General features: G+C 39.9%; 19 protein-coding genes and 1 pseudogene. 5 read left to right on the top strand and 15 right to left on the bottom strand.

Going from position 1 to position 22,371, the window contains the following annotated elements:
- Positions 1 to 204: 204 nt before the first annotated feature.
- Positions 205 to 1,278 (bottom strand): 3-dehydroquinate synthase, encoded by a 1,074-nt coding sequence (aroB, locus tag KHS79_RS08345; RefSeq protein WP_212718248.1) that lies wholly within the window; start codon positions 1,276 to 1,278, stop codon positions 205 to 207.
- A gap of 341 nt (positions 1,279 to 1,619) precedes the next feature.
- Between aroB and KHS79_RS08340 the strand changes: the two genes are divergently transcribed.
- Positions 1,620 to 2,021, top strand: coding sequence for a hypothetical protein (locus KHS79_RS08340; protein WP_094785723.1), 402 nt, complete (start codon positions 1,620 to 1,622; stop codon positions 2,019 to 2,021).
- A gap of 244 nt (positions 2,022 to 2,265) precedes the next feature.
- Here KHS79_RS08340 and KHS79_RS08335 read toward each other — a convergent pair whose 3' ends face one another.
- Positions 2,266 to 2,964, bottom strand: coding sequence for a DUF3592 domain-containing protein (locus KHS79_RS08335; RefSeq protein ID WP_212718247.1), 699 nt, complete (start codon positions 2,962 to 2,964; stop codon positions 2,266 to 2,268).
- Positions 2,965 to 3,192: 228 nt separating this feature from the next.
- Here KHS79_RS08335 and KHS79_RS26345 point away from each other — a divergent pair.
- Together KHS79_RS26345 and KHS79_RS08320 are read left to right on the top strand one after the other, a co-directional pair.
- Positions 3,193 to 3,579 (top strand): annotated as a pseudogene (locus KHS79_RS26345) (DUF2269 family protein).
- A gap of 581 nt (positions 3,580 to 4,160) precedes the next feature.
- Positions 4,161 to 5,756 carry a hypothetical protein gene (locus KHS79_RS08320; protein WP_212718244.1) on the top strand — a complete coding sequence of 532 codons (1,596 nt, stop codon included), beginning with the start codon at positions 4,161 to 4,163 and terminating at the stop codon, positions 5,754 to 5,756.
- Between the two features lie 44 nt (positions 5,757 to 5,800).
- Here the strand turns inward: KHS79_RS08320 and KHS79_RS08315 are convergent, their stop codons facing one another.
- Entirely contained in the window at positions 5,801 to 6,250 is a 450-nt protein-coding gene (locus KHS79_RS08315) for a hypothetical protein (protein ID WP_212718243.1), read from the bottom strand.
- Between the two features lie 389 nt (positions 6,251 to 6,639).
- Positions 6,640 to 7,284: a CatB-related O-acetyltransferase gene (locus tag KHS79_RS08310; protein WP_212718242.1), complete on the bottom strand. Its 645-nt coding sequence runs from the start codon at positions 7,282 to 7,284 to the stop codon at positions 6,640 to 6,642.
- Between the two features lie 454 nt (positions 7,285 to 7,738).
- On the opposite strand from KHS79_RS08310, the gene KHS79_RS08305 reads away from it, so the two are divergent.
- Both KHS79_RS08305 and KHS79_RS08300 read left to right on the top strand, forming a co-directional pair.
- Positions 7,739 to 8,302: a cytochrome b gene (locus KHS79_RS08305; RefSeq protein ID WP_212718241.1), complete on the top strand. Its 564-nt coding sequence runs from the start codon at positions 7,739 to 7,741 to the stop codon at positions 8,300 to 8,302.
- Between the two features lie 33 nt (positions 8,303 to 8,335).
- Positions 8,336 to 8,923 carry a YceI family protein gene (locus KHS79_RS08300; RefSeq protein ID WP_212718240.1) on the top strand — a complete coding sequence of 196 codons (588 nt, stop codon included), beginning with the start codon at positions 8,336 to 8,338 and terminating at the stop codon, positions 8,921 to 8,923.
- Between the two features lie 183 nt (positions 8,924 to 9,106).
- Here the strand turns inward: KHS79_RS08300 and KHS79_RS08295 are convergent, their stop codons facing one another.
- The 11 genes from KHS79_RS08295 to ftsE all read right to left on the bottom strand — a co-directional run bounded on the left by KHS79_RS08295 (position 9,107) and on the right by ftsE (position 22,368).
- Positions 9,107 to 9,382, bottom strand: a complete 276-nt coding sequence (locus tag KHS79_RS08295; RefSeq protein ID WP_212718239.1) for a hypothetical protein — start codon at positions 9,380 to 9,382, stop codon at positions 9,107 to 9,109.
- 676 nt (positions 9,383 to 10,058) lie between these two features.
- The gene (locus KHS79_RS08290) at positions 10,059 to 12,908 is read right to left on the bottom strand and encodes a DUF2339 domain-containing protein (RefSeq protein ID WP_212718237.1); all 2,850 of its coding nucleotides are present in this window, start codon (positions 12,906 to 12,908) and stop codon (positions 10,059 to 10,061) included.
- A gap of 460 nt (positions 12,909 to 13,368) precedes the next feature.
- Positions 13,369 to 14,073: a tRNA (guanosine(46)-N7)-methyltransferase TrmB gene (trmB, locus tag KHS79_RS08285; protein ID WP_212718236.1), complete on the bottom strand. Its 705-nt coding sequence runs from the start codon at positions 14,071 to 14,073 to the stop codon at positions 13,369 to 13,371.
- Positions 14,074 to 14,350: 277 nt separating this feature from the next.
- Positions 14,351 to 14,743, bottom strand: a complete 393-nt coding sequence (locus KHS79_RS08280; RefSeq protein WP_212718235.1) for a DUF423 domain-containing protein — start codon at positions 14,741 to 14,743, stop codon at positions 14,351 to 14,353.
- Between the two features lie 426 nt (positions 14,744 to 15,169).
- Positions 15,170 to 15,778: a PEP-CTERM sorting domain-containing protein gene (locus KHS79_RS08275; RefSeq protein WP_027710168.1), complete on the bottom strand. Its 609-nt coding sequence runs from the start codon at positions 15,776 to 15,778 to the stop codon at positions 15,170 to 15,172.
- Between the two features lie 646 nt (positions 15,779 to 16,424).
- Complete coding sequence (locus KHS79_RS08270; protein WP_027710167.1) at positions 16,425 to 16,934, bottom strand: glycine cleavage system protein R; 510 nt, start codon at positions 16,932 to 16,934, stop codon at positions 16,425 to 16,427.
- Positions 16,935 to 16,999: 65 nt separating this feature from the next.
- Entirely contained in the window at positions 17,000 to 18,508 is a 1,509-nt protein-coding gene (locus tag KHS79_RS08265; RefSeq protein ID WP_027710166.1) for a DUF3360 family protein, read from the bottom strand.
- A 588-nt stretch (positions 18,509 to 19,096) separates the two neighbouring features.
- Positions 19,097 to 19,315, bottom strand: coding sequence for a hypothetical protein (locus KHS79_RS08260; RefSeq protein ID WP_212718234.1), 219 nt, complete (start codon positions 19,313 to 19,315; stop codon positions 19,097 to 19,099).
- Positions 19,316 to 19,597: 282 nt separating this feature from the next.
- Positions 19,598 to 20,452, bottom strand: a complete 855-nt coding sequence (gene rpoH / locus KHS79_RS08255) for an RNA polymerase sigma factor RpoH (RefSeq protein WP_027709208.1) — start codon at positions 20,450 to 20,452, stop codon at positions 19,598 to 19,600.
- Positions 20,453 to 20,629: 177 nt separating this feature from the next.
- Positions 20,630 to 21,685 (bottom strand): permease-like cell division protein FtsX, encoded by a 1,056-nt coding sequence (ftsX, locus tag KHS79_RS08250; RefSeq protein ID WP_212718233.1) that lies wholly within the window; start codon positions 21,683 to 21,685, stop codon positions 20,630 to 20,632.
- Entirely contained in the window at positions 21,682 to 22,368 is a 687-nt protein-coding gene (gene ftsE, locus KHS79_RS08245) for a cell division ATP-binding protein FtsE (RefSeq protein ID WP_212718232.1), read from the bottom strand. Before ftsE ends, ftsX begins: the two co-directional genes overlap by 4 nt.
- Positions 22,369 to 22,371 lie beyond the last annotated feature (3 nt).

Raw genomic sequence — 22,371 nt, 5'->3', positions numbered from 1 at the left:
AGCAAGTCATATACACTGAAACAAAATTTTCAATGAGCATACCCTCATAATAGACGCTAATAGCCAGATTAAATAAGGAAGGTGAAGAACTTATAGCTTGTCGCTAAAAGGCTATCTATTAATATTGGTGCCGAAAGCCTATCCATGGCATCTAATAATGGTGGTAAATATCAGCAATTATAAAAACGCTAATAAATGTAGCGACTATATACTTTTTAATGTCGCAATAAGCGCATCATGATGAAAATCAGATGTCACTTTAGCCTTCCCTATTGCGTCTAAAAGCACCAAACGTAATGTACCATCCACCACTTTTTTATCCACAGCCATATGTTTTAAAAAGTCATCTGGCGTCATATCGGATGGTGACACAACAGGTAGTTTAGCTTGCACTAACAAGCGCCTCAAAACCTCAAGCTCTTGAGCTTCTAACCAGCCAAGACGTATCGATAAATCCACCGCCATCAACATGCCTACAGCAACCGCTTCACCATGTAACCAGTTACCATATCCTTCATGAGTTTCAATGGCATGCCCAAATGTGTGTCCCAAGTTCAGTATGGCTCTTATTCCACCCTCTCGTTCATCCTCAGCCACCACTTCAGCCTTCGCCAAACAAGAGCGTTTAATAGCATAACCTAGTGCAGTATCATCACAAGCTAATAAGTCTTTGGTATGCATTTGCAGCCAAGCATAAAATGACTGATCACAAATCAACCCGTATTTAATAACTTCTGCAATGCCAGCTGAAAGTTCACGTGTAGGTAGCGTTTTGAGCGTTGCAGTATCAGCCAGTACACAGCGCGGCTGATGAAATGCTCCAATCATGTTTTTGCCAAGAACATGATTAACTCCTGTCTTGCCACCTACGGAAGAATCAACCTGTGACAATAAAGTGGTGGGAATTTGGATAAAGTCTACTCCACGCTGATATGTTGCTGCTGCAAAGCCAACCATATCACCAATAACACCACCACCTAAGGCAATGAGTGTGGTAGTTCGGTTATGTCGCTTTTCAAGTAGCTGATCAAAGATTAAATTAACGGTATCCAGCGTTTTATAGGACTCTCCATCTGGTAATACGGCAGTATCAACTTGAAATGCACTCAACGAAGCTTTGACTTTGTTTAAATAAAGAGGGGCAACAGTTTCGTTGGTCACTAGCATCACTTGTCGACCACGAATGTAGGGGGATAATAAATCAGGCTGCCCCAATAGACCTGGGCCAATATGTATAGGATAACTCCGTTCACCTAACGCTACTTGCAAGGTTTGCATAGATTCATTCCACCCTGTTTTAATACACACACTAAGTCAGTTATCTTAAGAATGCATCATACACTTTCATTAAAAGTGACTGGTATCAGCTGTCACATACATGACACTTAATAGTCATTTTTATGTAAGTTATTTCTCTTAGTCTAACGGTGTAGTTGTTCTAGGTCATTACGAAAATGCCGCTTAAGCTGCTAGATGCGGCTTTTCTTTTAACACAAGCCCATCTAACCGACCAAACGTCCACAGTATAGCTTCTTTCCATCTCTCAATGCGAAACGATAACAGTACCTTCTTGATAATGAGTTATAGTTATATCAAACAACACTTGAGTGGTGATATGGATGAGAGGAGCAGGTGGAACGAACGGCGGGGTTGGACAGTTTTTAATTGGGCTGATCATGATGTGTGCTGGCTTCTACATGTTATTTAATGCCATTATGGTTAACTCATCGTTTAATATGGGTATGCGTCTATATGGTGCTAATTTATTTGGCGGTCAATTTAACATTACCAGTGGTATGGTAATGGTACCCTTTATTTTTGGTATTGGTATGCTGTTCTATAATGCTAAAAATTTTATTGGCTGGCTACTCACACTAGGTTCACTCACCGCGCTTATTTTTGGTGTTATTTCCTCTATACATTTTACTATGCGTTCTATGACTGCTTTTGAGTTAATTACCATTTTAGTGCTTGCAATTGGTGGCCTTGGTTTATTTCTCAGATCATTTAAAACCCAGTAAATAAAAGCTACTCTTTATCATCGACGCTATTACTGTTTGATAACATTAACTATAGGTACAAAGCACTTGCATAGGAAATAGTCACATCGTGCTCGATAAGAGTTATGCAGACTCTGCAGGGAAAGATGTATTAAAAGTGGTTTTTAAGGAGCAACTCATATGCTTTTCCCTGCATAAAATCCTTAATTATCGGTCGCTTCAACTTAAAACCATCGTACACAATTAATTATTAACAAGCTTCAAATTAGTTGGCTAGCTTAGGGAGAAATGAAATATCAACATAATATTTCTTTGGATTATCTTTTTCGATGAATACTGTTATTTCTTCTTGAAAAATATGGTCAGAAGGATTAAACCAGATATTTTCACTCTTAAACAAATGAAGCTCATTTGTTACTGTATTTTTCCACTGCGCATAAATTTGATATGGATGCCGACCATTAACACTGACAGATCTATTCACTTCAACACTTTGAAACATTGCTTTAACAGGCATTCCTCTCTCTAGTAAGTACTTTCTTTTTCTATTTTTTAGGCTACCAAAAAGAATGATCAAAAACCCAATCAAGAAAAAAACAGCTCCCATTCCTCCCACAATAACAGCCAATCCCCATAGAGAGAAAAAACTATTTATTTTTGCATTACCAGGCATTGATTCTTGATATAATACATCAACAGTCTCTCCTCTTGAATAACTTGGAGGGTTACTCCCTGTGGAAGATGTGAACTCTACCAAATCACCTTCTTTAGTTTTAAATTCAATAACCGGTCTATACGTTATTGAGTCACTTGATCTTGAGCTAACCATATCGACGACAACACCATCAGCTTTTATTGCTTCAGCAACAAAACTTTGAGTATTTTGGTACGCAAAAAATGCTCCCACAAGCATTGCAAGACCAATTAATAAGAATAAATATTTTACGACAGCAATAACTTTCACAGACATCTCCAATGATATAAGCACTTAAAAAGTGGGAGCAAGATAAGACATAGCATTTGCCTAAATGCACAACACTCGCAACAATACCTATATTATAGACAGCACACTGGAATGAAATATAAAATACAATCACAGAGCAACAATTGGTAACGAAAGTCCAAAGCGTTATTTCACTACTTCTTGAACACTTTACCAAAGGGATACACTGTGAATGGTACAGTATTTTAGATGTGGCAAGCTGATCGTAGTGAAAATCTCAATACCATAGCAATGACCAGTAAAAATGTTTTCTTAGCAGACTGGCTCTTCACTACTCCGGCCGTTATCATACAACCTGTCACGGGTATAATGATGTTAGCCAGTGTTGGAATCCCTTATACAACACCCTGAGTCCTTACTAGCCTTGTTTTATATGTAGTAGCAGGAGTTTGCTGGTTACCTGTTGTCTATATTCAAATAAGGATAGCGAATCTAACTGCAACAGCATTAAAACAGCACTCTCCTCTACCACTAGCTTACCGTAAACTTATGACATACTGGTACAGTCTAGGCTGGTCTGCGTTTATTAGGGTTATTGTTATTTTCTACTTAATAGTCTTAAAACCAAAAATCTGATAATTATATTAAAGTCAAGTAAACACATTTTTTACTTTATACCACTGAAATCAACATCCATACAACAAATAAGTACTGACCAAATTCAGCTACTACAACTAATAAGGTAACTCACTTGCCTACCGTAAAAATTAATTGACAAATACTCCATAAATAATGCTGCACCAAAAAATGATTGTTTGTTTTTTATACGTTCAATACTCTATATACGAGCAAAACTTTCACTCAAAAGACTTCACCATTTGTAGTTTTATTCAAATTTCAAGCTTAGCATAACCATTCAAAAAAATAATTTAAATAAAAATCTCATAATAGTCACCATCCATTACAGATAATATCGATATTTCCCTACCAACTAGTTCCTTTCACAGAAAAAGACTCCTACACCTCTTTAACACAATAATTTTTTTAATTGGAACAGATATTGCGGACAAATTTACGCCTACTAACTTTTACACAACTGTCTCAATTAACCAACTAATTTTTTATCAGCATTTATTTAAAAAATCCTCAGACACTAGTGGCCTGTCCAGCTTTTACTAGGAATATACTAAAAGTCTAATTAGGAGATAATGATAATTATGAAGTCACATTTTTTTAAGAAAACAATTAGTATGTTTGTAATACTAATGCCAGCAACATCCTCTTACTCTTTACCAGTTCTCGAAGGCAATAAGTTTTTCGCGCCTTCATCACTATTTATTTCTTCGGACTGGTTATATACAGGTACTATACCATCCTCTGTAGACGCTGGATTCAAAGCTAAAAATATTGATGATCCCATTATAATCTGCGTCCCACTTTTCGGTTGTTCTGAGTTCGGTGGTGATCAGCAATTTGCCACCGGCAGACGTACTATGACTGCAACTGATGGTGCAAATCCTGCGTACACGTTAACCTTTCGAGGTGAATTTATGGGAGAGACTTTTGAAGCTTGGGAGGATAGTCTTTTAGATCAGAGTTTAGGTAAAAAATTTGATTCAGATGTTGATAGTGTCGAGTTTCCAGCACCTGGAGGAGCGATCACTAACGAACACCCCATTCCTGATGAGTGGCGAAGTCTCAACGGATATGCAAGTCCTACAGGCAGTCATGCTAAATTCAATAAGACTTACTCTTTGTCTCACTCATATATCAATGCTGGAGAATTTGGTTGTCCAATAGACGCTGGCCACTGTAGATATACTGAATCTTTCTTCAAAGGAGGAGCTAATTTAGAAGCCATGTTACAAGGGTCTGGCTCAATCGAAAACGTAGTGGCCGGAACACAGTCAGTAAATATTAATGCCAAAGCTAATCGTATTACTACATTTAAAGTTAATGACGATCCAGTATTTTCAGGAGAAATCAATGGAACAGCATCATCCTTCACATTAGAGGAAGAAAAGATCAAGTCTATAGACTTTTCTTTTACAGGTAATTTTGCGGACAAAAGCTTCACCATAGGCGCGGATGTCCAATGGGATGGTAGTGGAGATACATCTAGTTTTGATGCATCATACGTACGACGAGTTGAAATGCCTGATTTTGTGAGTGTTGGTTTCGCTGAAGAGTTCATAGTCGAAGTTCGTGATGACCCTCAACTTACAGCTGGAATAGAAGGAACTGATTTTTTTAAAGCAAAAGTTCTTGCATCTTCAGGGATGAGCGCTATTGATAGTGTATTAAGACCTGTATTTGAGCCAGTTGAGTCAGGCCGACTTTCTATATTAAATGCTAAAGTTACCAATAAAGGGCGTTTACTTAAAATACCCGATAGCATTTTTTTAAATGATCGCTCTTTGCAATTCGATATCGGAATTATAAATGATGGTTTTATTGATATAATGGTCAATGATATTGCTATATCAATATTTGATGAAGATATATTCTTTGACGATTTATTAGCAAGCTTTATAAATGATAATCTTAATTTTATATTATCTCCAGGACAAATGTTTAACTTTGCATTCAATGTAGATGTCATGGCAGGTGCACTTAATGACGCCGTTGATCTATTTGAGGGAAACTACTTAGAGTTTGAAGCCATAGGTAAATTTAGTTATTCTGACTCCTTCGGCACACGCACTAGAGAATTCAGCGCGATTTTTGTTCCTGAGCCTAGAGCATTACTATTCATGCTAGTGGGACTAACTATGATCTTTCGAATGAAAAAAAATAATAGGAAAAAAAGTTAAATCAGAGAATAATGCTACCTGAAGTTTAGGTAGCTCTTCAAATATCAGTTACCGAACCCAGCGATAACCACCTCTTCTCGCTGAGTGAACTTAAACTCAACACGTGTTGCATTACCACTGAACCGTGGTACATTAGAAAGCGCTTCAGGATTGGTAATATCAAGTGTGGTGCATCCAGGCAAATTATAGATGCTTGTTTCATCTCCAGATGGCGTACACAGTGTTCGAGAAATAGGCACGATACTGCTTGACCCACCACGCAAAGTCACATTTACACGACTACCATCAATATTCTCACTATGGGTATGAAAGAAAAATCCCCCCGCGGCAACATTCATACTGGTTAAACTTGGAACACCTTGCCCTGTTATACGCTTAAAAAAGTCAATTGCCGTCATTAAGTTTGCAGGCTCAACAAAATAAACTCGATTACTTGTCTCGGAAGGTATTGAGTTATCTATTAGGCTATTTACAGCATCCTGATTAATTGGCATACCTTCTCTCCTTATGTTAACTGTATGTTGACTTTTAAAGTCACGTCATTTTGGGTGAATTTTCCCAGTAATAAAGTACATTAGACCCTTTCACGAACAAAAATATTGCTTACGCTTTTTGACAAGCCTCTCACTTTTACAACTTTAATTTCATAAGGTCAGAATAAGTAACTCATAAGAAGGTATGAATACATTGTCTTTGGATTTTAGCTAGACAAGCTAATTACAAGATGGATATACCCAATACGAATGGTTTTTAGGTGTGGTCATCAAGTGACGAAGCCCCATGAGCCTATATTAATAGGTGATTGGGGTGAGGAGAGAAGATAACAAAACCTAGAAAACATTCGTGAAAGGTATAAAGTCAAAATATTTGTGGCAGGAGAAAGTTACTGACTATAGTTTTCTGACGCACTTTCAAGGCTGTTAATATCACCTGCACAGATATACTTTTTCAACGCATTAAATTTTCGCTCAGGCCACTTGTAAATATTTAGAAGAAGAAGCCTTTCAATAACATCCTCAGGAAACAGTGTTTTAACCACTTTTGCAGGGTTACCAGCGACAATTGTGTAAGGTGCAACATCCTTTGTCACTACCGCATTGGCAGCAATCACTGCACCTTCACCTATTTGAATGCCAGGCATAATCATGGCCCGCATACCAATCCATACCCCATCATGAATAACTGTATCGCCTTTTCCTTCATACGATTCTTTCACTTGTTCAATAAACGGGTAAAAACAAAACCAGTTAATTTGGTGATTATGGTTTCCTCCCATTAAAATAACAGCTTCAGCTCCTATACAGACATAATCACCGATATACAGCTTATCAACCTCCCATAGCGATTCCCATGTATTTAAGCTGTATTCATCACCATACAGATAACGTACAACTGATGCTTCAAAGCTACCACTCCACGCATCACTGTAATAGCTATGAGTTCCTTTAACATGAATGTTAGGATTTTTCACGGCTTCATGTAAAAGTTCAATTTTTGACCAGTGTTTTTGCTCACTCAACTTACTCATCCCTTTATTACTCTTATATATACCCAAAACGAAGGGTTATTAGCGCCGACAACAAACTCTAAAAATGATTCATGAGGGGTATAAAGGATTAATCAAACTAATACTAACCAGTCAACTCAGTATAACGAGCTGTTTAGCTTTATGTCATTGCTACCATCTAATATACTTCTAAATGAGGATGGGAACCTTTATCATTTAAGGCGATCCAAACAACCATGACAGATATTGGGTTATTGAAAGAAAGTATATGAACTACAGCCACATGTAAGAAAGTTGTCTAAAGTCTGAGGCTAGATCACTTGACGGCCACACCTAGAAATCCTTCATTATGGCTATATAAACAATGTATAACCACCGAACTAAGCAAACATACTAAACTGCTTAGCACAAAAATATAAAGCTTATGGCTACAATAGAGTAATGTGGTTTGACTGATGAAAAAAGGTAAGCAGCAATGCCTAAACTGAAAAATACTAAAGATGAATACGGCTGGATCTCTATCAGTTTGCACTGGCTAGTTGCTATTTCAGTTATTGGTCTTTTTATCCTTGGCTTATGGATGAGAACTTTAAGCTATTATGATCCTTGGTATCAACTTGGTCCACACATCCACAAAAGCCTAGGCGTAATCTTATTTACCGTACTTATCTTACGTGTATTAGTACGTCTGTTTAACCCTCCACCAGCCCCATTACTAACACTAAGTAAATTTGAGCGAGTTGCGGCTCATAATGTGCATATTCTTTTATATGTGTTGCTTTTTTGCATCATGATAAGTGGATATTTAATCTCAACAGCTGATGGTAGGCCCATTGAGGTTTTTAACTGGTTTAATATCCCTGCAACTATAACGGACATTGAAAATCAGGAAGATCTCGCAGGGGAAATCCACTACTACCTAGCACTTTCTGTCATTATACTCGCTGGCCTTCATGCACTTGCTGCATTTAAACATCACATTATTGATAAAGATAATACACTAAAACGAATTCTGGGGTTAAGTAAACCATCCCCGTAAAACAACACAAAACCATGCAAAAAAGGAGAGCTCATGAGCATTCTACGTAAAAGTCTAGCCATTGCATTATTACCTGTTTCGATGTCTCTTGCTTCTATTACATCAGCAGCAGACTATGTTATTGACACTAAAGGTTCACATGCCTTTATCCAATTTAAAATACAGCATCTTGGCTATAGTTGGCTGCTAGGTCGTTTTAATGAATTCGAGGGAACATTCAGCTACGATGATAAAAAACCAGCCGATTCAGAAGTTAACGTCATCATTAAAACAGCAAGCGTTGACTCTAACCATGCAGAGCGAGACAAGCACTTACGCAGTAAAGACTTTTTGAATGTTAGTAAGCACCCGACAGCAACATTCAAAAGCAAAAAAATCACCGATAATGGTAATGGTTCAGCAAAACTTATTGGCGATCTTACCCTAAATGGTGTGACCAAAGAAATTACCATTGACGTTAATAAGATTGGTGAAGGAAAAGATCCTTGGGGTGGCTATCGTGCAGGTTTTGAAGGAACAACGAAGTTTGCCTTAAAAGATTTCAATATTAGCAAAGACCTTGGTCCAGCATCACAAGAAGTAGAAATGTACTTATCTATCGAAGGCATTCGCAAGTCATAGTAATTTCAAGCCTTTTATTACAGTCACTGTAGATACCACTCAATGAAGTGTATACCCTCAGATTAACGCTGAGGGTATACTATCTATTGCACTTTTTTTACGTTTACTTTTCATATCCCCCTAAAAAGAGGTCAATTAAAAGTAACATGATTGAACTTACAAAAATGCGCTCTCATACTGTATCTATGTGACTAGTTTGAAAAGTTTTTTACCTTTTGCTGTTAGCTTTACTCTGCGATACCGAGCATCATACATTTGGCTGGGCATATAACGTATCAAATTGTGTTTTTTTCCTACTTTAATGATACAATCTAAATCATTTTTAGATAATGTCCCTCGTAATTCATTGAGTTCTCCATTACTCTCTTCTAATAATTCACAGAACTGTCGAAAACGAATCAAACCACTCACTGTCATTTTATCTAAATGCATCTGAGAAATTTTCTTTAGATTCTCCATCCTTGAATCCCTGTTATTCTCGTTTTTTACTATAGTGTTTTTACTTACAACATCTCCAAAGAGAATCGTTCTAAGATGATTATTATTAACTGAATGATCTTATTAACCCAATTTGATTAACATAAAATAAGAGCATGTCAACATAAAAACACAGTTCAAGCTATTGCTAAACGAGAAATTATATCAAAATAATTTATATACTACACTTAATAGTTTACTGCTATACGAATTTAATTCTAATACTTCTAACGATCATCCATCAACTGATGTATATATACTCTTCGCGAATGATTTTTAGGCTTTGTTACCATCGCTCTTGACCACCAAGGATGGTGGGAATGCAGTTTATGCAGGAGCATTTAACTGCCACCCCAGTCATTTAGTTTATCTAAACTCCTGAGGCTTCATCGCTCGGTGGCCTCGCCTAAATAACCCTTCGCGGTGAGTATATACCACTTTATTTTGACACCTAAAAATGATTCATTATGGGTATAAATAACAGGAAAGTAATAGCAAGGAAGCAATAATTACTTGGTATTCACGAAAAATGAAAGCCTAAAACAAAACACAAGTTCAAAAAATTATCTAAATGCCTGTGCATCTTCACTTTTTTTACAGACGAAAACATCCAGCACTTAACAGCATTTATTCTCACCCTGTGATTAATACCTTGCAATCAACTTGGGTCTGCAGTCTCTTTATTCTCCGCAGGAGGTATTGGCGAAATATAACCTATACCTAATAACAGTCCCCCAACAACTAAAAATGCAGCAATTCTAGCAAGCGTGCCAGTTGATGATAAATCAATAAGAAAGAGTTTTATCACCACAATAGACAATAGTACTACTGCGCAAACCCACAGCCAACGCCATTGAATCCTTGTACTGCAAAACATTAATGCGGCACCTGTTGCCGCCCAAAATATAGAGTACACCGCTTGAACTAGCGCTGTAGAAAACAATGTTGAAAAGTCATAGTAAATTCCAACCCAGTGGTGAAGCACTCTGGCAATGATGAAATTAACCCATATAAAAGCAACAATGCCCAGCAAACCATACAGGATTTGATACTCAACTCTAGGTAATAACTGGCTACGACGGCAGCGAATCCACCAACGAATAGTAAGCAGCCAACTGCCTATCCACACAAGATCAATAGGATTCAACAACGGAATATATACTAATGGCTGGCTGCTACCTGAATGTCCCAGTGAAATTAACTGCCATAACAGCATGACCGCTAACAGCGGCACTGCAGTTAATCGCCAATATGCACGCTGATGTGCTGTAACAGGCCATGTATGATGAAATTGTATACCTGCAAATATCAACAATGGACCTAGCATCAATGCACTAAAAACCCAAGCACTACGAGCGTTAAACCATAACTGTGCAAACTCATAGCCCCCCCAGCTGAAAAGCACCGCTAGTAACCAGGCACAAACAGCATGGTTAATTCCTCTCAAGGGAATTACCCAAGGCATCCAGTCACCTCGCCACAGCTGCTGCACCAACCACATAAAGGTTAAGGGCCATAACCAATAACCACCATCACTGATTGGACTTTCCTTCGTCAACATAAAGCCCATTAAGGTTATTGCGATGAATGTAATGAACAGCCATATATGAGACTGTAGTAAAGGCCAGTCATACCATTCATCAATCCCTTGTAATACAACACTGGTAATCACAGCAAAGACGAGTAAAACGGTAAAAAACCAGCGATCGGCCACAAACATATCAAAATGCTCAATCGCTCCGCCATACCACCAGCACAGCCCCCATAACCAACCAATGGTTTCCAGCCACGCCGAACTACGCCAATTTACTGGTGCTAACTTAAAAGACCAATAGGCACTGAAAAATGCGGCTAAGGAAATCAACGAAGTAGCAAGCCAGTTTGAGGGAAGTGCAGCAACCAGAGTATAGTTTGGCGTAATATCAAATAGGAAAATGACTGCTGATAATAGCTGTAACAGAATCCCAAACCACATAAGCCTGCGGTTCAGCTGGCGTAATGCCAGCCATATTAAACCAGCACCCTCAATTGCCCATGCTGCACTACTCCATTGCCCATCCAGCGCTAAAGGTAAAGATATACTGCAAAATAACAGGCCCAAGGCATAGTAAACTTGTCCTAGCAAAGGCAAAGTCAGTACTGTTGTTCTTTTAATTACACGTGCTAAGCCAAAATAACAACCACCTAAAATAAGCGCACTAAAGGCGAGAACATAGGGTTTATGCAGCGTTAACAACGTTTGCCAGGTAAACGCTACAATAGGAGAACCCAACACCATTGTACTATCCACATAAAGACCTGAATTAATCCACCCCCCTTGCTGTATATATTGAGCCAACTGCATTTTTATTCTGCGCGCATACAGTAGACCAATGAGTGTGTACAAGACTAAGAATGCAATAATGAAAAATTCCACCACCACAAAGAAACTGGAATGATAGCGCGCCACTCCCCAAGCAGATGCAATAATAACTGTGAATATAAAACCTAATACATTAAGCAACCGCCAAGCCTTGAACCAAGCGATCAAGGCTATTCCTATATTTAGCATTAAATAAAAACTAAAAAGATGAATATAGTTGCCTTGTCCTGTTGATATCAGCACAGGTGCTAAAAAGCCTGCAACTAACGCTAATATGGCCATACTGCGTGCATCTTGCAAAATTGCCAGGTATGCAGTTACTCCAATAAGTGACAACATTAATACAAAAGTAACAAGTGAGCTAAGGAGCTGGTAGTAGCTAAAGGCGGCAAACAATGTAAGGTATATGATACCTATGCCCCCACCTTGAACAATTAGGCCATAAACCCTTCTCGTATGACGCAACTTCCAGCCAAAAATGAGTAAGCCAGCACCAAGCGCACATACCGCCAATAGCCTTAGCTCTATAGAAATCAGGTCTTGCTCAGCTACATACTTCAATAAAAAAGCAACACCAAACAGCAAGACAATTACACCCACTCTCACAACCACATTACCTGTCGTAAAGTAGTTAATGATAAAAGTCATCAGTCGGGAAATAGCATCTGGTTGATACGTATCATCAACGCTTACTGACGTTTCGTTTGTAGCCCACGCTTGATCATTAAAGTGTTTTTGCTGGCTTAAAGTCTCTCTTTCTTCTTCCGCGTGATGCTGTGCAACAGCAGCCTGTTCATGTGCTGTTGCTAATTGTTCTTGCTCCGATATAGCTGAAGAAGAGACATGAGCAGTAACTTCTGTTACTGCTGACGGAGCTGAAGCTTTTTCAAGAACATCATTCACCTCCGTATTTGGCGCGGCTACATCCATTAAAGATGGGGGTGAAGACTTATTAGTAGCGGAAAACAAAGAAGAAAGTTGCTGAGTTAATTCTGTTATCTGTCTATTCAGTGCAGTGATTTGCTCACTTGAACGCTTTAACTGAAAACGTAACTCACTAATAGCCCCCTGTAAAAAAAAGTTCCATACAACCAAGCCAATCACAACCAAGGGAACTAATCCTACAAGTATTATTAACAACTCCATGGCAGTTACCCATGCTTTAACTATTTATAGTGATAAGGCACTTATAGTCATGTTGAAGGTACCTTCTCAGCTGAGGACGCTATACAGCACGTTTATAAAGATCTTACTGTCGTGTAACGGTCTTAGCATATGTCTTCGATGATGAAAAAGTATGTGGCAAGTAAAATGTAGCATATTTCACGCTTGCAGATGGTCAGCACACATCGTTTTTTATTGATACGTTAGCTGTTATAGCAGCTTGAAATATGAAATGAGGTAGAAACAACCAAGCATTGAGGATTTATGAAAACCCTCAATAAAAGTATGGAAAAGAGGTAATATATACCCAAAACGAAGGGTTTTTAGTAGGGCTAGTCTGGTCTGTTAAGACTAACGATAGCATAAACTGCATTCCCACCATCCTTGGTGGTATAGCGCACATAAAAATGATCCGTGAAGGGTATAGACGTCAAGAGCAGTACTACTCTGAGCGTTGATAAATCATATCCCAGACTCCGTGGCCTAAGCGATGACCTCGCTTTTCGAACTTGGTGAGAGGGCGAAAAGCAGGACGTTCAATATATGGATAGTACTCAGTTGCTGTATTCTTAAAGCCGTTGGCATTTTCTAAGACAGCAGCCATATGTTCTGCATAGTTTTCCCAGTCAGTCGCCATATGGAAAACCCCTTCGAGCACAAGTCTTGAGCGAACAAGCTCAGCAAAGGCAGGCTGTACCAAACGCCGTTTATGATGACGCTTTTTATGCCAAGGATCTGGAAAATAAAGCTGCACTCGTGAGAGTGAAGATTCAGGAATGCAATGTGATAAAACTTCTACTGCATCATGACAAAAGACTCTTAAATTCGTTAACCCTTGCTTATCTGCTTCATTAAGAAGTGCACCTACCCCAGGCCGATGAACTTCAATACCGATAAAATTATTCTCAGGACTCTGCTTCGCCATTTCTAACAACGAATGTCCCATGCCGAAACCAATCTCTACGATAGTAGGTGCCTCTCGGCCAAATAGCTGGGTAAGATCAATTTGGTCAGGCGTATAATCCAGTCCCATTTTGGGCCAAACTTCATCCCAACCTCGTTGCTGCCCAGCCGTCATCCGCCCAGCGCGAATAACAAAACTTTTTATGACCCGGTGCTTTTTACCTGGTACAGAATCCTCTGTCATCACTCTATCTCTACTACTACACAATAACGCTCAGTTTCGCCAAAACTAACAAGTTATCCCTGAATAGCCTTTTAGTGACCATATACATTGAATACGTATTAGCTGCCACCCACTATAACCTTGGCGCTTACTTTGATAAACCCTCAGTGAAGGCTATAAAGTACAAATTATAGGGATTAGCCAGGTCAATGCCAGACTTGACTACAGGTTTTGCTCATTGCTTTAGGTTAGTGCTTTTACCATCATAACAGTGATATTCAAATAGGGTTAACAGGCCCTAATCAGCCTTAAGCCTGAGACGAGCGTGTTTTCGCGCTAATACCACCAATAACAACCACCCATTCAATAACAGTATCCCACCCAATGGCGTGACCATACCAAGCCAGCGAATACCTGTGATACTGAGTAAGTAAAGGCTACCGGAAAAAAGCAATACACCCATTAAAAAACAGTATCCAACCCAGTTAATCATTGAGTGTTTTATATGTGCTCCAAGCAAAGCAACAGCCAATAGGGCAAAAGTATGATAGAAGTGGTAATTGACTGCTGTTTCATAAACAGCCTGTAATTCAGAAGTCATTGAAGGCTGTAAACTGTGAGCCCCAAAAGCACCAAAAGCCACAGCTAATAACCCACTCACTCCACTCACATGTAACCATCGATAATTCATTGTCAACGCTCAGCTCTTCATTGATGACAGGTCCTTTTACCCTAACATCAAGAGCTAATACAAAAAAGCCAGCGTCAGCATCAACCTATTAGTTACAAAAGTTTCTTTAGGAAAAATGAAAGATTAAGGAAAAAGAAATGACATCCTTGTCCTTGCGCCACATGTTAACCAGAAGGGGTTAAACGAAGCTATAAAGATCATTCTGTCATGAGAAATATATTAACCACTTTATGACCTTCATAAGTCATGCCAAATAATATTTTTCGCTATAAAACAGATCATTACAAAAAAACTAAGGGCAAAAAAAGCTATAGTTGGAAATTTATCCGACACTAATAAGAGAAAGGAGTAGATCTGCTTTATCTGATACAACTTTTTACGTGTTATCAAATAAAAAAAGAGCCCGGTAACCAGGCTCTCTAAAAATTAGCTATTTTTACGGCGAAGTCTAGACATACCTAGCAGCGTAGCTCCAAATAACAACGCGGTAGCAGGCTCTGGAACACGTACATTGTAGCTAAAATCATCCATTACCCACTGGTAGTCATTTTGGTTTTCACTGTAAATAACCAGACGATCAATGTTGCGCCAGTCTAAGCGAATATTTAGCGGCACATCGGTACCAATACTAAACCTTTGACTCATGTAGACTTGCTGATTATCACGCCAGCCTGCAAACATAATATCCTGATCATTCCAGCCTGAAGTAAAATTAGCACTAATAAAATCAAAGGTAGAGTCTTGACCTAACCAATCGAAAATAGCTGGGCCTACGCCATACGCGTTAAAAATAGCATTCGAACCCGATGTAACACCTGTTGTAAATCCACTATTAGATTCAAGATGTTCCCGGCTATATGCAACAATAGGAGCAGAGCCATTTCTTGACCATGAAAAGCCACCATAGCCTTCAGGTAAAGCTGTAGCAGATGTTCCAGGGTCTAAATCATCAAATGTGATAACCCCCGCTTGAGCTGAAGTAATACACGCCACAGCTGCGACTGCAGATAGTGTGCGACTTATTATTTTTATCATTCATTTCTCCTAATCTTTTTCTTTATTATTAGTGAGGCAAGTATGTGCAATAATGCACACAATAAAAACAAATGACAATTTTTAAGTCATACATCAGTTGCAGCTTATTTAAATAGCTTTATGTTATAGGTCTACTGTTTTACTTTTTAGCAAAATAGCCTTATGGGCACCTCAAAAAATGCACTTTTTTCGAAATAGCTGTGTCAGCGCTGTACTCGGATCCTCATGTACTCCTTATACACACCGGTCTTCCGTGCAGTGCTTCTTTGCCCTTACACAAAAATCGCTATTTTTTGAGGTACCTTTATTACATTAAAAATGTGATTGATACCATTCGCGAAAGCTTTATTGATATACCCAATAAGAATGGTTTTTAGGTGCAACCATCGAGTGACCAAACTCCATGAAACTATAGCCACATGAAATTATAGACCCACGAAACCATACCCCATAAAACTATATTAGAAGTTCCATGAGCCGATATTAATAGGTGATCGGGGTGAGGAGCGAAGACAACAAAACCTAGAAATCATTTGTGAAAGGTATACAGAGAAAAGATGAATAAGTGCAGGTAAAAGCTATATGCAAGGGGTAAAAACAACAAACCACCTTACTGTAGTTTGTTGTCGACTTTCAAAAGAGCGTGTTACTTTTCAGCTGGAATATTTGCTACTACCTGAGCATTCAATGCTTCAAGCTCCGCCACAAGGGATTCTTGATCAAGATCGGTAGGTACAATTAAGTCAAAATCTGCTTTTAAGACACTTCCGCCTAATTCAGTTACTGCAAAGGAGTGACACTCCATATTGCTGATGCTAGCTCCATAGCTTTCTAAAATATTATAGATATCATTAATAAAGCCTGGCCGATCATCAGCCTCAACGATCAGTTGAAGTGTTTTGACCTCCACTGATGAAGATGGCTGTACCTCAGAAATAACAGCATATAAATCAGTAATATTGGTTAACTCAGTTTGTAGTGACTCTGCCAGGCCTTCTTCAACTTCAATTTTAATAATCCCAGCACATTGGCCTTCAAGATGACTTATTTTACTTTTTAACCACACTCCCTGTCGGTCATGAGTTTTTTCAGCTAATAATCTTATTAACCCCGGACTTTCAGGCCCCATTAAGGTGAGAATGAATTGTTTTTTCATAGCCTATTTCCCGTCGTTAATGCTGAGCATTTACAATGAAGGCTCAGCATATCGATTTTTAATTATTAACGAAACGCAGGTACTAAAGCTGGTACCCCAGGCAACATGCCAACAGCTGCCATAGCAACAAAACAAATACCAAATGCCAGGCCTGGAATTACTACTTTATCAACAAAGCTAAGTGCTTTAGAGCGGTCTTTATCACCAATTAAGCCATTATTATCTAACAGCATTGTTAGTGACCAGCCAAAAACAGGATTTACAACTGCTGAGGCAAAGATACAGATACCTGCAGACTGGGTGTCTTTTGTATCCTTAACCATTTGCATACCCGCTTCAAGTAGTGGCAAAAATACGCCCACTAATAAAGCAACACTCATCACTGGTCGCCATACTGTGATATCCATAGGGTAACCCACTACAGCAACGATGACGCACATAATACCTAATAGAATGGCCCCACCAGGAATTGGGCGCTTTGCTATCGCCGCAGGAATCATATAGGTACCCCAAGAGGAAGTAATGTTTCCTCCCCCAAATGCGGTTCCCACAACCTGGCGGATAGAACATGCTGTCATAGTATCATCAACATCCATCAGCACATTTTTGGCTTTTTTCGGGTAGTTAAGCTCCTGAAATACACGGTGCCCCAGAAAATCAGGAGACCACATAGCAACAGCAAGAATGGCAAAAGGTAAGGAAGCAATGAAATGCTGCATATTTGGTAGGCCTAATTTCCAGCCAGTTTCTGTTGATCCCCACCAGTACATTGGATTCAGGTTAGGTAAGCCAGGCGCTGTTTTAAACTCAAAAGGCGCTCCAAGTGCCAACGCAATAATAACTGCCGCAACTGAGCACAAGGGAATCGATAACCAACGCTTACCAATCCGAGCCAAATAAGCATAAAGCACAATGTTGACCAGCAGCACCACAAATGCCACATACCCAACATTCATTTTGCCTGCCCACTCGATAAGCGAGTTAATCTGCGAAGCTGTCCCCGTTAACCCCAGGTAGGCGAGTAGGCCACCGGCCACCCCCTGTCCTGTTAACTTAACCAGTCGTGAACCGCCTTTAGTAATACTCAAAATTAAGCCAAAACCACCAAGCAAAATGGCAAGGGCCAAAGGATGCCCACCAGCCATTGCTATCATGCCAATCAAAGGAATCATTGGACCATGATTACCCGCTAAATTAGCACGTGGGTTTAAAAAGCCAGAAGTTAAAATAACAAACAAGATAGCGGAGACGAGCATCTCAACGCGAACGTTTTCAATAACAAAGTTTGCATCAAGCCCATATCCTGCAGCATATGAAGACATTACTGCAGAGTACATTACGGTGATCCCGATAGTTCCCGCTAAAGCAGGTACAAGATCTTCCCACTCAAACCGAAAATCACGTCCTGGAAGATTAAGCTTCCAACGACGCGGTTTCATGATGGTTAACTCATGATCAAGATAGTCAGAGCGGCTTGCAAACTCACTACTGGGACGATGTAATTCCTGGTAACTTTTCTCTTCGTTAAGATCACTGGTATCTTCACCAGCTTCATGAGGATGACTGTTATGCATAATGGCAAATACTTCCTACTACATACTACTCATTACTTATTAATCAGTGTGGAAAGCGTTTGTCCACTTCAGATACCCAGCATCAGTTGAGCAAGCATTCCCCACACTTTATGGCGCAAAGTGTAAGTTGTTTTTAGTATGCAACTAATGACCATGATCATTAGTTATACATATTCTGTTTGATATGCCCACTACACTAGTCTTAAGCACAAATTCGCTTTTGCAATAGCCTATGCATGTCATCTAAAGCATATAAAGCACAAAGACTAGTGTTCGCTTTAAGCCAATTAAGCTTAACTAGACATAGTGTAGTTCAGTTCGGAATTCATGCTTAAGCTTATTTTATGGACTGGCAGTAGCTGCCTTTAAGTTAATGCGCGGGATAAGAGTAATTGATAGAAGGATCATACTACAACCATCTTAAACACAATGATTGCTCAGTATTTTAATGCCTGTTAATGACTGGAATTTAAATGAAGGCTGACGGATTAATAGAACTATGTATCTTTGCACCAGCCCTGTTTGGAGGGTGTCGCAAAACTCCTACGCTCACAACATCCTCCTTGCGGGGAAGGGCTTTCAAAAAGTTTAGTAAGCAATTTCACACTGATTATATGAAGTTGTAGGCTGAGAAATACAATGTGCTTCTAATAGTTCATTCGCCATTTCAGCCAAGCGCGCTCGATTATTTCCGGAAATTTCTACCGAGCCACCAGGTACATCTGCGATTAAAAACCATCCACCTTCAGGAATAGGTTGACAGTCGGCTTCTGTGTATTGATTTTCAGCAAAATATAAACAAGACATATTGAGCACCAACCCTTTTTGTTTTTATACCCTTCAACTACGGGTATAGCTTCCGTTATTCACTCTTATATAGATGTACCTTTTAACCAAAAGTTTTCCAAAAAAAATCCTAATAGTTCACATCTGTCTTGTTTTTTTCGACGCAAATAGACTATTTAGAGCAAGTTGCTCATCCACCCGAACAATTATCACGCAATCATAGAGAAAAATATCAAACAAAAAAGGCTGCATAGTGCAGCCTTTCAAAACATGAGAAAATATTTTTACTGTTTACTTTACATACTACGCCTGGAGCGTCATTTTCAGTTTTTTCATTGCATTCTTTTCCAACTGGCGAATCCGCTCAGCAGATACACTGTACTTAGCCGCTAATTCATGCAATGTGGCTTTGTTATCGGTTAACCAGCGATGATGCAAAATATCTCGACTGCGCTCATCCAAACCAGCCAGCGCATTCTGAAGGTTCTGGGTTGATGTTTCAGTCCAGTTCGCATCTTCAAGCTGGCGAGCTGGATCATAGCGATTATCTTCTAAGTAGAATGCTGGCGCTTGATAGGCTTGATCACTATCATCATCTACACCTGCATCAAATGCTGTATCTTGGCTTGCCATGCGTGACTCCATCTCACGCACCGTCTTTGGCTCAACACCTAAATCTTTAGCAACGGCTTGTACTTCTTCATTGGTGAACCAAGCCAGCCGCTTTTTCGAGCTACGCAGATTAAAGAACAGTTTACGCTGCGCTTTAGTGGTAGCGACTTTCACTATACGCCAGTTGCGTAGAATAAATTCGTGCATCTCTGCTTTTACCCAGTGTACTGCAAATGACACCAGGCGAACGCCCATTTCAGGATTAAAGCGCTTAACCGCTTTCATTAAACCGACATTACCTTCCTGAATAAGGTCTGCTTGAGACAATCCATAACCAGAATAGCTTTTTGCGATATGGACAACGAAACGTAAGTGAGACATTACCAGCTGGCGTGCAGCATCCAAGTCTTGTTCATAATACAAACGCTCTGCTAACTCACGCTCTTCTTCTGCAGTGAGTACAGCGATACTGTTGACTGCCTGCACATAAGATTCAAGGTTATGTCCAGGAGACAACACATCAATGCGTTGTAATGCAGTGCCCATTAATATCTGCTCTCCATTCTTTGTATAATATTGGCCGAGTGAGTGTATCACCGTTTATTTAAGAGTGCGAACCTGTAAAATAGTTCCTTTATCAAAATTTCGTATATATTAGCCACATAACAAGCCTATATGCCGCTAAAATCCTGATTTTGTACACACTAAGTGTAGAGTGAAGCGTCATCGTGGCTCAATCATTCTTAACTGCCGCTGGCAAGTAAACAAAGCGCCAATCCAACCTAGCACCCCGCTTGTCAAAACCAGTAGCAGTGAGGCATCCAGCGTCATTGCCGCGATCTCAAAATGAGTTTCGTATAGCTGGGACAAATCTGCAACAGGGTCCGTCAGCAACCAAATCAAGCAATGTACAAGTACCAATGCTAGCAGCCCTCCGAGAACACCAAACCAAAGCCCCATGTACAAAAAAGGACGACGCACGTAGGCATTAGTAGCGCCTACCAGCTTCACCACCAGAATTTCTTCTCGGCGACTTTCTATCGCTAAACGTACTGTATTGGCAATAACCAGTATAACGGCTAATGCAAACAGACCTGCTAACATAGCACCTGCTCGTTGGCCAAGCTGGAGCATGGCATTCAATCGGGCAATCCACGCTGTATCAAATTGTACCTGCTCTACACCTTTTATTTGCTTTAGCGTTTCTGCAATAGCTTGCTGGTGATATGCACCATCAACTTGCTTAGGCTGTAATACGATAGTGGCTGGCAATGGGTTTGAAGATAGGTGCTGCAGCACGCCCTTAAAACCACCTTGTTGCTCAAACTCAGACAACGCCTGCTCTGCAGTAATCAACTCAACTTTTGAGAAGCGCTGATCCTGCTGTAACTGGCCAAACACCTCAGTAACACTTTCTGCTGGTGCTTCCAGCTCGAAAAAAAGGCTAATTTGGGGTGCACCATCCCAACGGCTGCTCAGCGTTTGTGCATTCTCAATCAGCAAATAAAGCATGGCTGGCAGTGACAGCGCTACCGCTATCATCAAAGCCGTCATAAATGTTGCAACTGGAGCCTTTAGCAACCGCTGCAAGCTTTGCCACATCATTTGCTGATGATGTAGCAAAAATAAACCGATCTCACTGGTGCGATGGGTACGGTGAGCACTTTTTCGAGGTTGGCTCTCCTGGCTGACACTGGCAGTTTGTCTTGCTGCTGAAGCCCTGCCTTTTGTCTGCTGTCCACTTTTTGGCCGATAGTTTTCCCGAGTGTTGTTCTTCATAGTGCCCCCACATCGGACACTAAACGGCCCTCATTTAATGTCAGTACTCGGTGCTTGAGTTGACCGATAAGGGCTAAATCATGGCTGGCAATTAAAATAGTGACGCCCACCTGGTTGAACTGCTCGAACAAGTGCATGATTTCCCCAGACAGCTCTGGATCTAAATTCCCTGTTGGTTCATCAGCCAGCAGTAAAGGGGGTTTATTAACAACAGCCCGAGCAATCCCAACTCGCTGCTGCTCCCCCCCTGAAAGTGCAATAGGTAATACTTTTTCTTTGTGTAAAAGACCCACTTTATCTAGTGCAGCCCTCACCCGTCGTGGAATATCTCGTGGTGAAAAGCCAGCAATTTGCAGTGGTAATGCAACATTATCAAACACAGAGCGATCAAAAAGTAGACGGTGCTCTTGAAAGACAACACCAATATTACGCCTTAAAATGGGTATCTGGCTGCGCCACAGGGTTTTTAGATTTTGCCCACCCACCCAAATCTGTCCTGCTGAGGGACGCTCAATCGCCGTAATCAACTTTAGAAGAGTGCTCTTTCCCGCACCAGAGTGGCCCGTTAAGAACACCATTTCACCCAGCAGAATCTTAAGATTAATTCCTTCTACACCTGATTGACCTGTTGGATAACGTTTACTGACATTATCAAACTGAATAACTGTCTTATTTTGCTTCATTGA

It is taken from the genome of Zooshikella ganghwensis (assembly GCF_018263875.1).
GTDB classification, from domain to species: domain Bacteria; phylum Pseudomonadota; class Gammaproteobacteria; order Pseudomonadales; family Zooshikellaceae; genus Zooshikella; species Zooshikella ganghwensis.
Note: the sequence above shows the minus strand (reverse complement) of the source record. Positions and strands in the feature narration are given on the sequence as shown.